The organism is Pseudonocardia sp. NPDC046786 (assembly GCF_040645415.1).
GTDB lineage: Bacteria > Actinomycetota > Actinomycetes > Mycobacteriales > Pseudonocardiaceae > Pseudonocardia > Pseudonocardia kongjuensis.
Genome location: NZ_JBEYYF010000007.1, coordinates 163,284 through 182,633, shown reverse-complemented (window position 1 = coordinate 182,633; position 19,350 = coordinate 163,284). Strand labels below are relative to the sequence as shown.

The following is a 19,350-nucleotide window of genomic DNA, read 5'->3' as shown; positions in this document are numbered from 1 at the left end:
CCACTCCATTGGGGTGAACACCTGAACCGAGGGGGCTTCGGTTGCGTATAGCGTGCGTCGGAGGCGGGCCCACCGGCCTCTACCTGGCGATTCTCGCCCGTCTGCGGTCCGGGGGGCGCGACGAGGTGGTCGTCCACGAGCGCAACCGGCGCGGCTGGACGCACGGTTTCGGCGTGACGTTCGGCGAGGACCTGCTCGACGACTTCTTCCGCACCGACCCCGCCGGCGCCCCCGCGCTGCGCCGGGCGTCGCGGCTGTGGAGCGACCAGATGGTGCGCATCGGCGATCTCAAGCCGGTGCACCTCGGCGGGAAGTACGGCTACTCGATGGCCCGGGTCACCATGCTGCAGGTGCTGACCGAGCGTGCCGAGCAGCTGGGCGTCGATCTGCGGTTCGGCAGCAACGTCACCGGCCGGGACGAGATCGACGCCGACGTCGTCGTGGCCACCGACGGGGTCGGCAGCCGGTTGCGCACGGCCCGCGCCGGGCACTTCGGCACCACCGTCGAGCCGGGGGAGAACCGCTACGTCTGGCTCGGCACCGATCGCTGCGTCGACGTGTTCACCTTCGCCTTCGAGCGCACCGACGCCGGCTGGATCTGGTTCTACGCCTACCCGTCCGCCGACGGCGCCAGCACCTGCATCGTGGAGTGCGCGCCGGAGACCTGGACCGGGCTCGGCCTGGACTCCGTGCCGGCGGCCGACGGGCTCCGGATGCTGGAGTCGATCTTCGCCGACGCGCTCGGCGGGCACCGGCTGCTGGCCCCCGCCGGTGGCGACGGGGCGGGCGAGCTGCCCTGGCTGCGGTTCCGCGAGGTCCGCAACCGCACGTGGCGCGACGACGACCTGGTGCTCGCCGGGGACGCGGCGCACACCACGCACTTCGGGATCGGGTCCGGCACCGTGCTCGCCGTCCAGGACGGGGTGGCGCTGGCCGACGCCCTGTACGCGACGCACGACGGCCGGGCCACCGCGCAGGGCCGGATCGCTGCGCTGTCCGCCTACGACGCCCGGCGCCGCGCCCGGCTCGGCCCGATCCAGGACATGGCCCGCCGCAACATGCGGTGGTTCGAGCGCGCCGGGGAGCGGCTGGAGCGCGGCGAGGACCCGGTCGAGTTCTCCTGGGCGCTGCTGGACCGGCGCGGCGACATGGGCCGCCTGCACTACCGGCTGCACCGGGCGACCCAGATCGGCCCGGTCCGCCAGGTCCGCCGCACCCTGACCAGCGCGCGCCGGGTCCGGCGCGCCGCCCAGCGCGGCGAGCGGGGGGCGATCGGCTGAGCACACCGCGCGTCACCTGATCCGTCACGGTCCGGACCGGAACCGGCTACCCCTCGTAGCGCCGGTGTCCGGTTCCTGCCCTACCCTGACGCCGAGCCCGTTCCCCGGCGGGCCCGGAAGGGACCTGGCGTGAAGATCGTCTGCGTGGGTGGTGGCCCGGCCGGCCTCTACACCGGCATCCTGGCGCGGCTGCGCTCCGGTGGCCGGGACGAGGTCGTCGTCGCCGAACGCACCGCGCCGGGCACCGCGTCCGGTTTCGCGGTGACCCTCGGTGAGGACATCCTGGACGAGCTGTACCGGACCGACCCGGTCGGCGCCGAGGGCGTCCGCGCCGCCGCGCACGTCTGGGGCGACCAGGTCGTCGAGGTCGGGGACGAGACCGTCCACCTCGGCGGCCGGTACGGCTACTCGATCGGGCGGGCCCGGCTGCTCGAGGTGCTGACCGCCCGCGCCCGGCAGGTCGGCGTCGACCTGCGGTTCGAGACCGCCGTCGCGCCCGACGGCGATCTCGCGGCCGATCCGCTCACCGCCGACGCGGACGTCGTCGTCGCGGCCGACGGTATCGGCAGCGCGATCCGCACCGCGCGGGAGCACGACTTCGGCACCCGGATCGCGCACGGCGCCAACCGCTACGTCTGGTTCGGGACGTCCAAGCCGTTCCGCGCGTTCACCTTCACGTTCGAGTACACCCGCGCCGGCTGGATCTGGTTCCACGCCTACCCGGCCGCGGACTGCGTCAGCACCTGCATCGTCGAGTGCACCCCGGACACCTGGCGCGGGCTGGGGCTGGACACCATGCCGGCCGACGATGTGATGCGGATGCTGGAGGGGATCTTCCACCGCTCGCTGGACGGCGAGTCGCTGATCGCGCCGCCCGGCGCCGGGGACTCGCCCTGGCTGGAGTTCCGGGAGGTCCGCAACACCTCGTGGCGCTCGGGGAACGTGGTCCTCGCCGGCGACGCCGCGCACACCACGCACTTCGCGATCGGATCCGGCACCGTGCTCGCCGTCGCCGATGCGATCGCGCTCACCGAGGAGCTCTACCCGGCACACGGCCCGGACGGCGCGGTCGAGCCGGTCACCGACGTCGAGGCCGCGCTGGCCGCCTACGACGCGCGCCGCCGCGCCGCGATGGCACCGGTGCAGGACATGGCCCGGCGCAGCATGCAGTGGTTCGAGACCGTGCCGCACCGTCTCGACGGCGTCGACGCGATCGAGTTCTCCTGGTCGCTGCTCGACCGGCGCGGCGACCAGGGGCCGCTGCACCGGCGACTGCACGAGGTCACCCAGATCGAGCCGGTGCGGCAGGTCCGCCGGCAGCTGACCTTCGCCCGCCGGCTGCGCCGCGCGCTGCGCCGGGGCGAGGTCAGCCCGGTGTCCACGCTCACCGGCTGTCCCTGACCGCTCGACCGGCCGGCCCCGGGCCGCCCGGCGCCGCTCGTGGGGACGGTCCGTGTCCGGGGTGTCACGGTTCGCCGGGATCCGCCGGTGAATCCTGATAATCCTGTGTGAACGTTCAACGGCGGCTGTCCGGAACGGCCCGCGGTCGGTGAAGATCGGGTCGGGCCGGTTCCCGTCGCGACGTCGGTCGCCCGCCGGTCCTGGACGGGGGAGCGGTGCCCGGACGACGCCTGTACCGCTGGGCCGGTGTGCTCGCTGCGGTCGTCGCTGTCACCGCGCCCGCCGCGCTCGGCGCGGGGACGGCCCCGGCCGGACCTGCGCCGGCCGGACCGTCCGCGGTCGCCGCCGCATCGCCGGACCCGGAACAGCCGGCGCCCGTCCCCGCGCAGGCAGCCGTGCCCGGCCCGGCCCCGGCCTCCGGCCCGGGTAGCGCGGCCGACGTGCCGGGGCCCGTCCCGTCGGCCGTCGCGATCGCGCCGCGACCGTCGTCCGGCGCGCCCGGCACCGGACCGGCGGTGGCCGGACCCGGCCCGGCGGGGCCGTACCTGCCCGAACCGCAGGCCGACGGCGCACCGGCGCCGGACGGCGCCCCGGCCGCCGACGGCGAGCCCCCCGCCGGTGGCGGTGAGCCGGCCGCCGACGGCGGTGAGCCGGCCGGCGACACCACCGCGGCGGATCCGGTGGTGCCGCCGGCCGCGCAGCCGGAGTCGGCCGCGTCGCTGCTCTACGGGACGACCCGGGACCTGTTCCTCGCGATGATCGAACCGGGTGCCGACGCCGGGATCGCCCCGCGCGAGGCCGTCACCCTGCCGCCGGGCACGATCCCGGTCACCCGGGAGGACGAGGAGGGCCTGCAGCTGTCCTGGGCGCTGCTCGACACCGCCACCGGCCGCTGGACCGGCTCCGCCGACGCCGACAGCACCCGCACCGAGGCCGAGTCGACGATCAAGGCGTGGCTGGCCGCGGACACCCTGCGCGCCGCGGCCGAGGCAGGGCGCCCGGTCACCGAGGCCGAGCGGGCCGACATCTCGGCGGCCGTGCGGGCGAGCAGCAACTCCGCCGCGGAACGGCTCTACCGGCGGGGCGGCCGGGAGGCCACCACCGACCGGCTCGCGGCCGAGTGCGGGGTGTCGGTGACCACGTCGCGCCCCGGGTGGTGGTCGTTCACCCAGCTCAGCGCCCTGGAGGCGGCCGCGATCCTGGGCTGCGTCCGGGACCGCGCCGAGGAGTGGCCGGGCGGGACCGAGCTGCTCACCGACCTGGCGTCGATCACCCCCGACGGGCGCTCCGGGATCCACGGCATGCTCCCCGGCGCCGTCGCGGAGAAGAACGGCTGGACCCGGCACGGCGCCGGATACTGGAACGTCAACTGCGTGCTCGCCTGGGAGAACCGTGCACTCGCGGTGCTCACGACCTATCCGGCCGAGCGGGACGTCGAGTTCGGCTGGGCGGCCTGCCGCGACGTCGCCTCCGACGTGCTCGCCGCGGACGGTGTCACCGTCGCCCCGGACGTGCTCGCGGCGGACGATGGAACCGCGGCCCCGGACACGCTCGCCGGCAACGGTTGAGCCGCACCGCGCGGGTTTCACCCGCCGGACCGGCGGGAAGACCTCCCAGCGGCGAAACCCGACGAGAGGTGACTGATGACCGGCTTCTTCGGTCCCGGCGACCCCCGTGGACCGGTGCACCGGATCGACCTGAACCGGTTGATGAGCGCCGGTGCCAGGGAGATCATGGCCCATGCGGCACAGGAGGCCGTGCAGCGGTCCGGGCGCGGCGACGCCGACCTGGACGCCACCCACATCCTGCTGGCCTGCGCACGCACCGAGACGACCCGGCAGTGGATCACCCGGGCCGGTGCCGATCCCGACGTGATCGCGCGGACGCTCGACGAGCGGCTGCCGCGCGGTGGCGGCACCGATCCGCGTCCGCCGTCGCTCACCCCGTCGGCGAAGCGGGCCCTGCTCGACGCGCACCAGGTCTCCCGCTCGCTCGGGTCGACCTACATCGGCCCGGAGCACCTGCTGCTCGCACTGGCGGCCAACGAGGAGTCCGCCGCGGGGCGGCTGCTCGCCCGCTCCCGGTTCGCGCCGGGCTCGATGACCGACGGCCGGACCCCGCAGGCCGGACCGGTCCCCGAGCAGCCGGACTCCGCCACCCCGACGCTCGACCGGTACGGCCAGGACCTGACGGTCGCCGCCCGCGGCGGCCGGCTGGACCCGGTCGTCGGGCGGGACGACGAGATCGAGCAGACCGTCGAGGTGCTGTCCCGCCGCACCAAGAACAATCCGGTGCTGATCGGCGAGGCGGGCGTCGGCAAGACCGCCGTCGTCGAGGGCATCGCGCAGCGGATCGCCGACGGCGAGGTGCCCGACATCCTGCGCGCCCGCCGCGTCGTGCAGCTCGACCTGGCGGGCGTCGTCGCGGGGACCAAGTACCGCGGCGACTTCGAGGAGCGGATGCGCACGCTGATCGAGGAGATCCGCGAGCACTCGCACGACCTGATCGTGTTCATCGACGAGCTGCACACGATGGTCGGCGCCGGCACCGGTGGCGGCGAAGGCGGCGCGATGGACGCCGGCAACCTCCTCAAGCCCGCGCTGGCCCGCGGCGAGCTGCACGTGATCGGCGCGACGACGCTCGACGAGTACCGCAGCCACATCGAGTCCGACTCCGCGCTGGCCCGGCGGTTCCAGCCCGTCCTGGTGCCGGAGCCGTCGGTCGAGGACACCGTGGCGATCCTGCGCGGCCTGGCCGACCGCTACGAGGCACACCACCAGGTCCGGTACACCCCGGATGCGCTGCGGGCGGCGGTCGAGCTGTCCGACCGCTACGTCACCGAGCGGTTCCTGCCGGACAAGGCGATCGACCTGCTCGACCAGGCGGGGGCCCGGGTGCGGCTGCGCACCCGCACCCCGACCGTCGACCACCGGGAGATCGAGCAGCGGATCGAGCAGCTGACACGGGACAAGGACCAGGCGGTCGCGCACGAGGACTACGAGCGGGCCTCCCAGCTGCGCGACGAGATCACCGAGGCCCGGGCCCGGCTCGCCGCGGATCCGGCGGATCCGGGTGGGAAAGCGCCGACCGTCGGCGTCGACGAGATCGCCGAGGTGGTGTCGCGGTCGACCGGGATCCCGGTCACCCAGCTCACCGAGGCCGAGCGGGACCGGCTGCTGAGGCTGGAGGACGAGCTGCACCGGCGCGTCGTCGGGCAGGATCCGGCGGTGACCGCGGTCGCCGAGGCGATCCGCCGGTCGCGCTCCGGGCTCGGGGACGAGGGCCGCCCGGTCGGCAGCTTCCTGTTCCTCGGCCCGACCGGGGTCGGGAAGACCGAGCTGGCGCGTGCGCTCGCCGAGGCCCTGTTCGGCGACGAGGACCGGATGGTCCGGCTCGACATGAGCGAGTACGGCGAGAAGCACACCGTGGCCCGGATGGTCGGGTCCCCACCCGGTTACGTGGGGTACGGGGAATCCGGCGAGCTGACCGAGGCCGTCCGCAGGCGCCCGTACTCGGTGCTGCTGCTCGACGAGATCGAGAAGGCGCACCCGGACGTCTTCAACACCCTGCTCCAGGTGCTCGACGACGGCAGGCTCACCGACGGCCAGGGCCGGACCGTGGACTTCCGGCACACCGTCGTCGTCATGACGTCGAACGTCGGCTCCGAGCTGATCACCGGGCACGGCATGACACTCGGCTTCGGCTCCGCGGCGGCCCAGGAGGCCACACCGGCCGAGCGGGAGGACGCGGTGCTCGCCGACCGGTTGATGCCGCGGCTGCGCGAGGTGTTCCGGCCGGAGTTCCTGAACCGGATCGACGAGACCGTCGTGTTCCGGCGGCTGGACACCGAGCAGCTGGCGCACATCACCCGGCTGCTCCTCGACGATACCCGGGACCGGCTGGCCCGCAAGGAGATCGGCCTGGAGATCGGGGACGACGCGGTCCGCCTGCTCACCGAGCACGGCTATCAGCCCGACTTCGGCGCCCGGCCGCTGCGCCGGACGATCCGCCGCGAGCTGGACAATCCGCTGTCGGCGATGCTGCTCGACGGCCGGATCGGGCCCGGCCGGACCGTCCGGGTCGGCGCCGAGGACGGCGAGCTGCTCATCGAGGCGGGGGAGCCCGCGGTGCCGTGAGGCGGCGTGCCGGCCGCACCCGGCAGTCCTGCCGCACCCGGCAGTCCTGCCGCACCCGGTAGGCATGCCGCACCCGGTAGGCATGCCGCACCCGGTGGTCCAGATGGGCCGCACTCGGCGTGGCTGCCGCGCCCGGGCGTGCCTGCCCTGCCGCACCCCGCCTGCTCGTCGCACCCCTCCCCACCGTTTGCCGCACCCCCACTCCGGCGCCGCACCCGTGCACGACGGTGCGGCGTCGCGCGGGCGGTGCGATGTCATCGGAGTGCCTCGCGCAGGAGGCCCACCATGCCGTGCGGTCCCGGCGCTCCGATGTCGGGCCACGTCCACCGGACGACGATCAGCCCGGTCGCGCGGATCCGGTCCTCCCGGCGCTTCTCCCGCCAGACGAGTCGGCCGGCGGTGTCCGGGTCGGCGTCCGGTCCGACGAGACGCCCGTACTTGCCCCGGCCGTCGAACTCGCCCACGATCCCGTGATCCGGCCAGCCGAAATCGCAGCGGTAGGACGTGCCGGGGACCGGATACTGCAGGATCGGGGCCGGAAGCCCGGCCCGGCGCATCCCGAGCCTGCTCAGCGACTCGCCGGGGCTGCCCGAGCGGCCGTCGGCGAAGTCCACCACCCGGGCCGCCGCCGATCGCCCCCGGGACCGGGGCTGCCGGTCCAGCACGGTGGCGATCTCGCTGCGGGTGGTCGCTCCCGGCTGGGGGCTCCCGTCGTCGGCGGAGCTCCCGGCGAGGCCCAGCGCGCCGTCGGCGATCGCGGAACCCCGACCGGAGACCCATTCGTTTAGACATGCGAATACATGCATGGGTAAGCTGCGGGCATGGGGCACGGACACGGAGGCCACGGGCACGGCGGCGCGGACCGGCGGCGGCTCGGGATCGCACTCGCCATCACGCTGTGCACCGCGGTGCTGGGCGCGGTCGGTGCCGTGCTCACCGGCTCGCTCGCGCTGCTCGCCGATCTCGGCCACCTGCTGACCGACGCCGGTGCGCTGTTCGCGGCGCTGGTCGCGTCCGTCCTGGCCGCCCGGCCGGCGACCGACCGGCGCACCTACGGCATGGGCCGCGCCGAGGTGCTGGTCGCGGCGCTGAACGCGCTGACCCTGGTCGCGGTCGTCGTCTGGGTGGCGGTCGAGGGTGTCCAGCGGATCTTCGAGCCGGTCGAGATCCCGGGCCTGCCGCTGCTGGTGATCGGCGCGCTCGGCCTGCTCGGCAACATCGCGGCGCTGGTCGTCCTGTCCGGCGGCGACCGCGGCAACATGAACATGCGCGGCGCCATGCTGCACGTCCTGGGCGACGCGCTGGGCTCGGTCGGTGTGCTCGCCGCCGCGGTCGTGCTGATGACCACCGGATGGCCGTACGCGGACACGGTCGCGTCGCTGTTCATCGTCGCGCTGATCCTGCCGCGGGCGGTCGGGCTGCTGCGCGAGGCGTCGCACGTGCTGCTGGAGGGCGCACCGAAGGGGATCGACGTGGCCGCGGTGCGCACCGAGCTGCTCGCCGTCTCCGGCGTCCGGGACGTGCACGACCTGCACCTGTGGGCGATCAACGACCGGACCCCGGCGATGTCGGCCCACCTGGTGGTGGACGAGGAGATCGAGCTGCACTGCGGCACCGGATCGGTGCTGGACCGGGCCTCGCACGCACTGCGGGAGCGCTTCGGGCTGGAGCACTCGACCTTGCAGGTCGAGCACCACGCCCACGTCGCGCACGAGAACCACTGCGGCTGAGATCCGGCCGGGGGTTCCCGGAGCGGTGGTTACGGTGTGCGTCGTGACCACCGTACCGTCCGCCACGGGCCCGACCGGCCGCTGGGCGGTCGCACCCGACGGCACCCGGATCGGCTTCGACGTCGTCGGCGACGGTGAGCCGCTGCTGCTGCTCGCCGGGCAGGCGAACTCGCGGGACTGGTGGGGCCCGGTCCGCCCGGACCTCGCCGGCCACCGGACGATCGTGGTCGACCACGCCGGGACCGGGGCCAGTGACGACGTGGCCGACGGGGGGTGGAGCACCCGGCGCTTCGCGCACGACGCGGTGGCCGTGCTCGACGAGCTCGGCATCGGGCGGGCGCACGTCTACGGCACCTCGATGGGCGGCCGGATCGCGCAGTGGATCGCCGTCGACCATCCGGATCGGGTCGGAGCACTGGTCCTGGGCTGCACCAGCGCGGGCGGCCTCGGTACCGCACCGGCGGACCGGGGGATCCTGCGCACCCTGGCCGGCCCCCCGGGTCCCGCGCGACGCGAGCTGGTCCGCCTGATGGTCGGCGAACGGTGGGCCGGTCCGCTGCCGGTCCTCGGTGACGCGTCGATGACCACCAGGGCCCGGGCCGGACACCGCCGGGCGAGTGCCCGGCACGACGCCTGGGATGCGCTCCCCGGTGTCACCGCGCCGACCCTGGTCCTGCACGGCGACGCCGACGAGTACACGCCGGTGGCGAACGGACGGCTGCTGGCCGAGCGGATCCCGGGCGCGGAGCTGGTCGTCCTTCCAGGGGCGCGGCACGCGTACTTCCTGGACCGGCAGGCCCGGGCCTCTGCGGAGGTCCTGCGGTTCCTCGCCGAGCACCCGCTCCCGGCCGGCTGACGCCCGGACCTCAGCCGGCCAGGTGCGACCAGCGCGCCGACAGCTCGTCCCACGGTCCCTCGTCGGCGACCCGGCCCCGGTCCAGCACGACCACCCGATCGGCCCGGGCCAGTGCGGCCCGCTTGGTGCTGGCCCCGACCACGGTGCTGCCCCGGCGCCGCAGCGCCGCCCACAGCTCGATCTCCGTGCGGACGTCCAGCGCCGACGACACGTCGTCGGCGACGATCAGTTCGGCCCCGGTGGCCAGCGCCCTGGCCATCGCGAGCCGTTGCACCTGGCCACCGGAGAGCCGGATGCCCCGGTGCCCGACGACGGCGCCCGGGCCGCCCGCCGCCGTGACGTCGCGGGCCAGCCGGGCGTCGTCCACGGCGGTGGCGACCGGCCGCCGGTGGGAGAGCGCGATGTTGTCGTCGAAGGTGCCGGACAGCACCCGCGGCACCTGGCCCACGAACGCGACCTGACCGGGCCGCAGGAACCGCTGCGGATCGTCGATCGCGTTCCCGTTCCACCGGATGACGCCCTCGTGCCCGACCAGCCCGGCCAGGCCGGCGAGCAGGCTGGACTTCCCGGACCCGACCTGGCCGGTGACCAGCACCAGCTCGCCCGCGTCGATGTCGAGGTCGACGCCCTCCACCCCGACGGTGCCGTCGTCGTGCACCGCGGTGACCTTTTCCAGGGTCAGCCGGTGCAGCGGCTCGCGCGGCACCGGCGGCGGCTCCGGCGCGGTCCCGGCGACGATGTCGACGCCTGCCGGGAGCCGGGTCGGGTCGGTGGGCCCGGTGAACGGCGCGATCGCGCGCAGCCAGCGCCGGGCGATCGGCGCCTCGGTGACCGCGGCCGCGCAGACCTGGCCGAGGAACCCGGCGCCGTTCAGCGTCGTGGACACCAGCAGCGCGATCGCGAGGTCCCAGTGCCCGGTCAGGTACATGGCCCAGGTCAGCACGACGGCCGACTGCATCAGCACACCCGGGACGCCCTCCAGCAGCACCCGGACCCGGTACTCCCGCACGGTCGCCTGCACGCGGCGGGCGTCGACCTCCCCGAGGTGACGCGCCACCACGCCGGTGGCGGCGGCCAGCTTCACCGTGCGGGCCGCGTCGAGCGCCGAGCCGAGCGAGGTGCCGAACCGCGCGCGGGCGTCGGCCGCGGCCCGCCCGGCCCGCCCGGCGAACGGCGCACCGACCGCGGCGATCCCGGCACACAGCAGCAGGAACGCCCCGATCACCGCGGCCACCCGGACGTCGCCGGCGACCAGCCCGGCCACCACCACGACGATCGCCGAGTTCACGACGTCCACCCAGCGGTCGACGTAGAGCACCATCCGGTCCGAGTCGAGCGCGCGCGCCACCACCTCGCCGGCCGGTGCGCGGCCGCCGCGGTGCTGCATGGTCTGGCCGCGCAGCACCGCCAGCCGCAGCCGCAGGGTGGTCGCCGTCCACCAGCGCGGGTAGGTGCGGAACGCGACCGCGATCCACACCGGGAACAGCAGCAGCACCCCGGTGAGGACGACCGCCGGGCCCCACGGCGTCCCGCCGCCCTGCAGGGCGGCGGCGACCTGCCCCCACAACCAGCCGGTGACGACACCGGTCGCGCCGGCCAGCGTGGCGATGGTGAACATGAGCCCGCCGAGGAGCCCCCAGCGCGGGTGCACGAACGCCAGCCGCAGCGTCGTCCGCCACAGCTTCGGGGCCGGGACCGGCGCGGCTGCGGGCACCGGGCGGCGGGCCGACCGGTGCGGCAGGCCGTTCCCGGCCGGCCCGGACCGCTCGGCCGGGCCGGCCTGCGGCCCGTCGAGGTCGCCGGTGGAGGCGAGCAGCTCGGCGTAGTGCCCGGTCCCGGCGGCCAGCTGCGCCCGGTCGCCGTGCTCGACCAGCCGGCCGTCGTCCAGCACGGCGACCGTGTCGGCCCGCCGGATCGTCGAGAGCCGGTGCGCGACGACGATCCCGGTCCGGTCGGCCAGCAGCGCCTGCGCCGCGCCGGTGACCCGCTCCTCGGTCCGCGGGTCCATCCGGGCGGTCGCCTCGTCCAGCACGACGACGGCGACGTCGCGCACCAGCAGCCGGGCGAACGCCACGAGCTGCTGCTCACCCGCGGACAGCGTGATCCCGCCGCTGCCCAGGCGGGTGTCCAGGCCGTCGGGCAGCGCGTCCACCCAGCCGTCCAGGCCGAGTGCCGACACCGCGGCCCGGACCGCGTCCCGGGACACCGCGGGATCGAGCAGCGCGATGTTCCCGGCGAGCGTCGTCGTCAGGATCTCGGTGCGCTGGGTGACGACGCCGATCCCGCGGCGCAGGTCGTCGAGGGCGATCGTGCGGACGTCGCGCCCGCCGATCAGCACCTGCCCGTGCGGCGGCTCGATCGCCCGGGACAGCACCTTGGCCACCGTCGACTTCCCGGATCCGGTGCGCCCGACGAGCGCGCAGGTCGTCCCGGCCGGGACGTCCAGGTCGATCCCGGCGAGCCGGAACCCGCCGTCGTACCCGGCGGTGAGGCCGCGCAGCTGCACGCCGACCGGGCCGTCGGGGAGCGGCAGGCCGCCGTCCGGCTCCCGCTCGGCGAGCAGCAGCGAGCGGACCCGGGTCAGTGCGCCGATGCCGGCCTGGATGTCGGGCATCCGGTCGACGACCGCGTCCACCTGGGAGACGAAGGCGGTCACCAGGATCCACAACGTGACCAGCGCGGCGATCCCGCCCGGGTCGCCCGCGACGAGCCACACCCCGCCGAGCGCGACCGCGCCGAGCAGGGCGTGCGCGACGAACCCGGCGCGCAGCCCGACCTGGGTGGCGGCGACACAGGTGGCGTGCACCCGCGCGATCACCGCGGCGGCCCGCGCCGCGTAGCCGCGCACGACGTGTGGCTGCCCGAGCGAGGTACGGACGTCGTCCTGCCCGGCGATCGCCTCCTCCAGCTGCGCCGAGTGATCGGACCAGGCGGTCTCCTCGGCGACCTTGCAGCGCGCCAGCCGAGGTGTCAGCGGCCGGACCACCAGCACGACCAGCGCCGCGACCAGTGGGAACGCGATCCAGGCCGGCCAGAACACGATCCCGGCGGCGGTCCAGGCCAGCACCGAGCGGATCAGCGCCCGCCCGGTCTCCCAGCCGATCCGGCGGATCAGCTGGGCGAGCTGGCGGGAGTCGTCGTCGACCCGGTCGAGCAGCTCGCCGACCGCCTGGTCCTCGAGCCGGGGGAGGGGCTGGGCGAACGCGGAGTCCAGCAGGTCGGCCCGCAGCCGGCCCTCGGCGCGGCCGACGACCCCGGCGAACAGCACGCGCCCGATCGTGTCCAGCACGGCCGCACCCAGCAGCAGCGCGGCGAGCAGCATGACCAGGGTGCCGGTCGGGCTCGCGGCGACCCGTCCGACGACGGTCGCGGCGATCGCCTCCGCCGCCGCCGCGACCACGGCGGTGCCCACCGCGACGGCGGAGGCGGGCCCACCGAGCCGACGCCACGTCAGCGCGCGCACCAGACACCCCCCGGGGAACGGACCGTGCGGGCGCGGGATCTCCGGCGCCGGTCCGTGATCGACGCTAGCCCGGCGGGGCGGCCGGCGCCGCCGGTTTTCGGGGTCCGATGTGGACGGACATCAGATGGTCTCTACCAGGTTCCGGCCCGGACGAGCCGGTCGATCTCGTCCAGGGTGCGCCGGAGGCTGGGGGCCCGCTCCGCCGCGACCTCGGGCCGCCATGCGGTGCGGCAGTACTCCGCCACGAGGGAGGCGTACTCCGGTCCCGGTCCGGACGCCACCCCGGGTGGCGGCACCATTCCGGACCGCACGGCGCCGTAGCTGCCTGCCCGCAGCCTAGTCAGCGCCGTGCCCCGGAGGCCCGTCACACACGAGTGCCCCGGTCGCATCGCGACCGGGGCACTCGTCGACCGGAGTCGTCGGATCAGTCCAGGTAGTCCCGCAGCACCTGGGACCGCGACGGGTGGCGCAGCTTCGACATCGTCTTCGACTCGATCTGGCGGATCCGCTCGCGGGTCACGCCGTAGACCTGGCCGATCTCGTCGAGCGTGCGCGGCTGACCGTCGGTCAGGCCGAACCGCAGCCGGACCACGCCCGCCTCGCGCTCGGACAGCGTCGCGAGCACCGACTGGAGCTGGTCCTGCAGCAGGGTGAAGGAGACCGCGTCCACGGCCACCACGGCCTCGGAGTCCTCGATGAAGTCACCGAGCTGCGAGTCGCCCTCGTCGCCGATGGTCTGGTCCAGCGAGATGGGCTCCCGGGCGTACTGCTGGATCTCCAGCACCTTCTCCGGGGTGATGTCCATCTCCTTGGCGAGCTCCTCGGGAGTGGGCTCGCGCCCGAGATCCTGGAGCAGCTCACGCTGTATGCGGCCGAGCTTGTTGATGACCTCCACCATGTGCACCGGGATGCGGATGGTGCGGGCCTGGTCGGCCATCGCGCGGGTGATGGCCTGCCGGATCCACCACGTCGCGTACGTCGAGAACTTGTAGCCCTTGGTGTAGTCGAACTTCTCGACCGCACGGATCAGGCCCAGGTTGCCCTCCTGGATCAGGTCCAGGAACGCCATGCCGCGGCCGGTGTAGCGCTTGGCCAGCGACACCACCAGTCGCAGGTTGGCCTCGAGCAGGTGGTTCTTGGCGCGTTCGCCGTCCCGGACGATCCAGCGCAGGTCGCGCCGCATCTGCGGGGAGAGCTTCTCGTTCGACTCGAACAGCTTGCGGATCCGCTCCGCGCCGTAGAGGCCGGCCTCGATCCGCTTGGCGAGCTCGACCTCCTCCTCGGCGTTGAGCAGCGCCACCTTGCCGATCTGCTTGAGGTAGGCCCGGACGGAGTCGGCGGAGGCGGTGAGCTCCGCGTCCTTGCGCGCCTGGCGCAGCGCCTCGGACTCCTCTTCGTCCCAGACGAAGTCGGCCGACTTCTGCTGCGACGCCCGGGTGGTCGGCGCCACCCGGTTCTTGCCGGTGTTGGTCTCGTCGTCGGAGTCGTCGTCCTCGTCCGGCTCGTCGGCGGTGTCGGTCTCGTCGGCCGCCGCCTCGGCGATGTCGGCCTCGATGTCCTCGGCCTCGATCTCGCCGTCCTCGAGGTCGACCGCGGCCTCGTCGAGCTCGACGCCCTCGCCGTCCGTCGCCGGGTCGGTCCCCTTCTTCGGGGCCGCCTTCTTCGGACCGGTCTTCGGAGCCGCGGTCTTGCGGGTACGCGTGGCCGCCTTCTTGACGGTGCTGTTCGCCGTGGTGGTGGACGCGGCCGCACCGGACGTACGGCGGCTGCGGGATGCGGGACCCGACGTCGGTTCGACGGTCGAGTCGCTGCGTGCTGCGGAGTCTGCGGCTGCCACCTGGGCCCTCTCGCTACGTGCGCTGGAGTCGTTACGCGACCGGATCGCCGGGATGTCCGCCGGGCGGCGGGATCACGGATCGGTCGGAATGTTCTGTCCTGGCACCGCCTCGGTCGCCGGCGTCGATGGTGGTCGCCGCGCGTTCCGGAGACGGGGTGCGCGTTCCATTGTAACTGCGCACCGCGGGACGGGACGCACCTCACGCCGCCCCGCGCGTCCGGGTGGTCCCGCGCGTGGTCGGATGGGGCCGTGAGCCTGCACGAGACCAGCGATCCCGCCACCCTCCGCGCCGTCGCCGAGCAGGTCGCGGCGGAGGCCACCGAGCACCTGCGCGGCCTGCCCGCCCCGCGGGACGCGAGCGCTGCCGGTGCGGTGTCCACCAAGTCGTCCCCGACCGACGTCGTGACCGCGTCCGACGCCTCGGTGGAGCGGTTCGTCCGGGACCGGCTGGCGCAGCTGCGCCCGGGCGAGCCGGTGTACGGGGAGGAGGGCGCGGGTGACGCGGCCACCGCCCGCTGGGTGGTCGACCCGATCGACGGCACCGTCAACTACCTGTACGGACTGCCCTGGTACGCGATCTCGGTCGCCGCGGTCGACGGCGGTGCGACCGTCGCGGGCGCGGTCGCCGAGCCCGCCGCGGGACGGCTCTGGTCGGCCGGCCGGGGGCTCGGCGCGACCTGCGACGGGCGGCCGCTGGCGGTGGCGGCGACCACCGAGATCGGCCAGGCGCTGATCGGCACCGGCTTCGCCTACCGGTCCGAGCGCCGCGCCCGCCAGGCGCGGATGGTCGCCGCGATGCTGCCCGAGGTGCGCGACGTGCGCCGGGCCGGCGCGGCGGCGCTCGACCTGTGCGCGGTCGCGGCCGGCTGGCTGGACGGCTACCTCGAGCACGGCTGCAACTGGTGGGACTGGGCGGCCGGCGCGCTGATCGCCCGCGAGGCGGGCGCGGTGCTGCACATCGCCGTCCCGCCGGGCATGTCCGACCTGGCCGACGCGGGCGGGACGACCGGGGGACTGGGCGACGACGTCACCCTGGCCGCCGCCCCGGGGATCGCCCACGAGCTGGCCGGGCTGGCCCGCCGCAGCGGCGCCGCGCAGGTCTGAGTCCCGGAGGTCAGCAGACCCCGTCGCGGGCCTGGACCAGCAGCCCCTCGTCGGCCCGCGGGCCGCCCTCGACCCCCGGCGACGACAGCTGGTCCAGCACGTCGCGGGCGGCGCGGCCGGGTGCGACGTCGGTGAAGGCGGTGCCGACCACGACGTCGACGACGGCGCCCGGGCGGTCGTCGCGGATCAGCTCGACGCAGGGCAGGGCGAGCGCCAGGGTGGCCGCGGCCGGTTCGCCGTCCGCGCCGAACCGCATCTGCCCGATGCAGCCCAGGTCGCCGTCCGGGAACGCCGGGTCGTTGCCCGGCGCGGTCGCCTCGCCGAACTCCAGGTCCTTGAGCTGCGCGGAGACCAGGTTCGCCTGGCCGCGCTGGCCGCCGGCGTTGAGCACCTGGAACCGGACGTCGCGCGGGGCGGCGGGGGAGACCCCGGCCAGCTCGCTGCGGTCCAGCTCGGTGCCGGGCAGTGCGCCGGCGGCGGGGGCCGGGCAGTCGGTCGACGACGGCCCGTCCGACGCGGTGCCGAGCACCACCGTCCAGGTGGCGACGGCGAGCACGGCCAGCGCCGCGGCGGTCAGGATGATCGGCCGGCTGCGCCGGCGCTCGTAGGGCCGTTCGCGGCGGGACGTGTCCGGGAACATCAGAACCCGCCCCCGTCCAGCACGTGATGGCCGAGCGCGACGAGCGGACCGACCGAGCCGTCCAGGCCGTCGGCCATCTGCGCGGGCACCGACCCGGCGCGGACCCGGGCCAGGATCCCGGCGAGCACCACGGCCAGCTTGAACGCGCCGAACGCGACGTACCAGGGCAGCGGCGCGGGATCGAGACCGGTCCGGGCGGCGTAACCGTCGACCAGCTCCCGGCGGGTCGGGAAGCCGGGCAGGGTGGTCGGCCCGGGCAGCGGCTGGGCGTCCGCCCAGATCCCGGTGTCCCCGGCCTGCTTCCAGTAGACGAGCAGCAGGCCCACGTCGGCGAGCGGATCGCCGAGGGTCGACATCTCCCAGTCCAGGACGGCCCGGATCCGGCCCGGATCGGCGGCGTCGAACACGCAGTTGTCCAGCCGGTAGTCGCCGTGCACGATCGTGTGCCGCTGGGTGGCGGGGACGTCGGCGGCGAGCCGCTCGGCGAGCCGGGTGAGATCGGTCTCCACCGCCTCGTCGACCGGGATCGGGTCGGCGCCGTCGCGGGCGGCCGCCCACTGCTTGCCCCAGCGCCGGATCTGGCGCTCCATGAAGCCCTCGGGGCGGCCGAAGTCGGCCAGCCCGATCTCCGCCGGGTCGACGGCGTGCAGGGCGGCCAGGACGTCGACCAGGGCCTCCCCGATCCGCCGCCGGTCGTCCCCGGTCGTCGCCCAGCCGTCCGGCAGGTCGGCCAGCGGCACGACGCCGTCGACGAGCTCCATCACGAAGCACGGCGCGTCGGTCGGCCCCGCCGGGCCGTCGTGCCCGGCTGCGTCGGCCGTGCCCGGGTAGGTGGCGAGCACCGCGGGCACCGGCACCGCGGTGCCGGCGAGCGCGGCGATGACCCGCTGCTCGCGGCCCATGTCGTGGGCCGTGGCGGCGACGTCGCCGACCGGCGGGCGGCGCAGCACCACGGACCCGGCTGCGGAGTCGACCCGGTAGGTGAGGTTCGAGCGGCCCGCACCGATCGGCGCCAGCCGCGCGGAGGTCCACCGCTCGTCGTCGAGGACGGTGGCGAGCCACCCGCCGACCGCGGCGGGATCGGCACCGGGTGTGGGCGTGCGGGCACTCGTCGTCACGCCGACAGACCCTAGTCGCGACGACGGCGGGGCGGCCGCCACGACACCCTGGCGTGGCCGGCGGCGTACTCTCGCGGTCGCCGGTGGGACACCCCTCGCGACGCCCGCCGGGCGCTGGGCTACCCTGCCGCCCGCCGGTGGCGGACCGGTTCCTCCGGACGGGCGCGAGTCGATCACTGCCGAACCGTCGGCGGAGTGAGACCGGCGTCACTACCGCTGCCGGGCACAAACCTGCTCGCCGCGACGTTCCCCTGCGGCACGCGACGACTGAACCAAGGCGAAGGACCTGCTGCTCACCGGGCCGGAGTGGGCAGCACGACGTGAATGGCAAGGGTGAGACCCATGGCGACCGACTACGACGCTCCGCGTCGCAACGAGGCCGATGAGATGGCCGAGGACTCGCTCGACGAGCTCAAGCAGCGCCGCAACGAGGCGCAGTCCGCGGTCGTCGACGTCGAGGAGACCGACACCGCGGAGAGCTACGAGCTCCCGGGCGCGGATCTGTCCGGCGAGGAGCTGACGGTGAACGTGCTGCCCAAGCAGGCGGACGAGTTCACCTGTGCCAGCTGCTTCCTGGTGCACCACCGCAGCCGGCTGGCCAGCTCCTCGGGCGGACAGTTCCTCTGCCGCGACTGCGCGGCCTGACCTTCCACCGACATCGGACGGGCCCCGGCGGAACTCCGCCGGGGCCCGTCCGCGTCTGCGGGGCCGGTCCGCGATCCGTCAGGGGGCCTGCGGATGCGGTGCCTGCGCCGCGATCGCCGACCGCAGCTCCTCCGGGTGGCGAGTGCTCAGCACCCAGTACGGCTCGTAGACGGCCGGATCGGTGACCTCCACCCGCACCAGCGGGCCGACCCAGGCCCGGTGCAGGACGTAGGCCGTCGGATCGAGGTCCGGACCCATCGCCTGCTGCTTGTCCCTCGGTTGCACCGTGTCGGTGACGCCGACCTGCGACAGCAGCAGCTCCCGCCCGTTCGAGACGAGCCTGCCGTCACGCACCGTGGTGCGGCTGCGCCCCATCCACCACAGGACGCCGATGCACAGCGGGATCATCGTGGCGTAGCCGATCCAGGCCCGCAGGCCCGGATAGCCCATGTGGATCTGGGCGCCCATCAGGCTGCCGAGACCCAACGCCAGCAGGTACCACCACACCGGGACGGACAACCGCTCGTCGAACGCAGTGGGGCCGGACGTCGCAGAGTCGCTCTCCGGAAGCCGATCGCTCACGGGTCCCAGGGTAGCGTCGCCCGCCGTGCCCGGTTCCGCGCCCGCTCCCCCGGACGAGCCGCTGGTCGCACCGTCTGTCGACGTGTTGCTGACCCGGCTCGACCCCGACGTCCCGCCACCCGCCTATGCGCGGCCGGGGGACGCCGGGGCCGACCTGGTGACCACCGAGGACCTGGTGCTCGCGCCCGGCGAACGCGCGCTGGTCGGCACCGGCATCGCGATCGCACTGCCCGCGGGCTTCGCCGGGTTCGTGCACCCCCGGTCCGGGCTGGCGGCCCGCTGCGGGCTGTCGATCGTCAACGCGCCCGGCACCGTCGACGCCGGCTACCGCGGCGAGATCAAGGTCTGCCTGGTCAACCTCGACCCGGTCGAGCCGGTCACGCTGCGCCGGGGCGACCGGATCGCGCAGCTCGTCGTGCAGCGGATCGAGACCGCACGGTTCGTCGAGGTCCCGGCCCTGCCGGAGTCCGCGCGTGGCGTCGCGGGCCACGGCTCGACCGGAGGCACTACCGCGCTCGGACCCGCTGGAGGCACCGACTGATGCCCGGACGTACACGG

General features: G+C 75.0%; 15 protein-coding genes. 9 read left to right on the top strand and 6 right to left on the bottom strand.

Translation table 11 applies throughout. The annotated features are described in order from the left end of the window. Positions 1–173: 173 nt before the first annotated feature. The 4 genes from ABZ881_RS11430 (at position 174) to ABZ881_RS11415 (ending at position 6,817) form a co-directional block, all read left to right on the top strand. Positions 174–1,280, top strand: a complete 1,107-nt coding sequence (locus tag ABZ881_RS11430; RefSeq protein WP_358483817.1) for an FAD-dependent monooxygenase — start codon at positions 174–176, stop codon at positions 1,278–1,280. 129 nt (positions 1,281–1,409) lie between these two features. Continuing rightward, a complete protein-coding gene (locus tag ABZ881_RS11425; protein ID WP_358483815.1) occupies positions 1,410–2,681 on the top strand; it encodes an FAD-dependent monooxygenase in 1,272 nt (423 codons plus the stop codon). Between the two features lie 215 nt (positions 2,682–2,896). Next, entirely contained in the window at positions 2,897–4,249 is a 1,353-nt protein-coding gene (locus ABZ881_RS11420) for a hypothetical protein (RefSeq protein WP_358483813.1), read from the top strand. Between the two features lie 75 nt (positions 4,250–4,324). After that, the gene (locus ABZ881_RS11415) at positions 4,325–6,817 is read left to right on the top strand and encodes an ATP-dependent Clp protease ATP-binding subunit (RefSeq protein ID WP_358483811.1); all 2,493 of its coding nucleotides are present in this window, start codon (positions 4,325–4,327) and stop codon (positions 6,815–6,817) included. 254 nt (positions 6,818–7,071) lie between these two features. On the opposite strand, the gene ABZ881_RS11410 is transcribed toward ABZ881_RS11415, so the two are convergent. Continuing rightward, positions 7,072–7,623 carry a hypothetical protein gene (locus ABZ881_RS11410; protein WP_358483809.1) on the bottom strand — a complete coding sequence of 184 codons (552 nt, stop codon included), beginning with the start codon at positions 7,621–7,623 and terminating at the stop codon, positions 7,072–7,074. Between the two features lie 15 nt (positions 7,624–7,638). Here ABZ881_RS11410 and ABZ881_RS11405 point away from each other — a divergent pair, with 15 nt between their 5' ends. Both ABZ881_RS11405 and ABZ881_RS11400 read left to right on the top strand, forming a co-directional pair. Further along, positions 7,639–8,547 carry a cation diffusion facilitator family transporter gene (locus tag ABZ881_RS11405; protein ID WP_358483807.1) on the top strand — a complete coding sequence of 303 codons (909 nt, stop codon included), beginning with the start codon at positions 7,639–7,641 and terminating at the stop codon, positions 8,545–8,547. A 43-nt stretch (positions 8,548–8,590) separates the two neighbouring features. Beyond that, positions 8,591–9,403, top strand: coding sequence for an alpha/beta fold hydrolase (locus ABZ881_RS11400; protein ID WP_358483805.1), 813 nt, complete (start codon positions 8,591–8,593; stop codon positions 9,401–9,403). 10 nt (positions 9,404–9,413) lie between these two features. On the opposite strand, the gene ABZ881_RS11395 is transcribed toward ABZ881_RS11400, so the two are convergent. Together ABZ881_RS11395 and ABZ881_RS11390 are read right to left on the bottom strand one after the other, a co-directional pair. Beyond that, the gene (locus ABZ881_RS11395; protein WP_358483804.1) at positions 9,414–12,866 is read right to left on the bottom strand and encodes an ABC transporter ATP-binding protein; all 3,453 of its coding nucleotides are present in this window, start codon (positions 12,864–12,866) and stop codon (positions 9,414–9,416) included. A 424-nt stretch (positions 12,867–13,290) separates the two neighbouring features. After that, the gene (locus ABZ881_RS11390) at positions 13,291–14,748 is read right to left on the bottom strand and encodes an RNA polymerase sigma factor (protein WP_344026377.1); all 1,458 of its coding nucleotides are present in this window, start codon (positions 14,746–14,748) and stop codon (positions 13,291–13,293) included. A 204-nt stretch (positions 14,749–14,952) separates the two neighbouring features. Between ABZ881_RS11390 and ABZ881_RS11385 the strand changes: the two genes are divergently transcribed. Then, the gene (locus ABZ881_RS11385) at positions 14,953–15,807 is read left to right on the top strand and encodes an inositol monophosphatase family protein (protein ID WP_358483802.1); all 855 of its coding nucleotides are present in this window, start codon (positions 14,953–14,955) and stop codon (positions 15,805–15,807) included. Between the two features lie 10 nt (positions 15,808–15,817). Here ABZ881_RS11385 and cei read toward each other — a convergent pair whose 3' ends face one another. Beyond that, positions 15,818–16,447 carry an envelope integrity protein Cei gene (gene cei, locus ABZ881_RS11380; RefSeq protein ID WP_358483801.1) on the bottom strand — a complete coding sequence of 210 codons (630 nt, stop codon included), beginning with the start codon at positions 16,445–16,447 and terminating at the stop codon, positions 15,818–15,820. Then, on the bottom strand, positions 16,447–17,565 hold the full coding sequence (locus tag ABZ881_RS11375; protein WP_358483799.1) for a phosphotransferase family protein: 1,119 nt from the start codon (positions 17,563–17,565) through the stop codon (positions 16,447–16,449). Before ABZ881_RS11375 ends, cei begins: the two co-directional genes overlap by 1 nt. Before the next feature lie 342 nt (positions 17,566–17,907). Between ABZ881_RS11375 and ABZ881_RS11370 the strand changes: the two genes are divergently transcribed. After that, positions 17,908–18,210, top strand: a complete 303-nt coding sequence (locus ABZ881_RS11370) for a DUF4193 domain-containing protein (RefSeq protein ID WP_020626973.1) — start codon at positions 17,908–17,910, stop codon at positions 18,208–18,210. Positions 18,211–18,288: 78 nt separating this feature from the next. Here ABZ881_RS11370 and ABZ881_RS11365 read toward each other — a convergent pair whose 3' ends face one another. Further along, positions 18,289–18,792, bottom strand: a complete 504-nt coding sequence (locus tag ABZ881_RS11365) for a DUF3093 domain-containing protein (RefSeq protein ID WP_358483797.1) — start codon at positions 18,790–18,792, stop codon at positions 18,289–18,291. Between the two features lie 25 nt (positions 18,793–18,817). On the opposite strand from ABZ881_RS11365, the gene dut reads away from it, so the two are divergent. Continuing rightward, the gene (dut, locus tag ABZ881_RS11360) at positions 18,818–19,333 is read left to right on the top strand and encodes a dUTP diphosphatase (RefSeq protein WP_358483795.1); all 516 of its coding nucleotides are present in this window, start codon (positions 18,818–18,820) and stop codon (positions 19,331–19,333) included. The last annotated feature ends 17 nt before the right edge of the window (positions 19,334–19,350 follow it).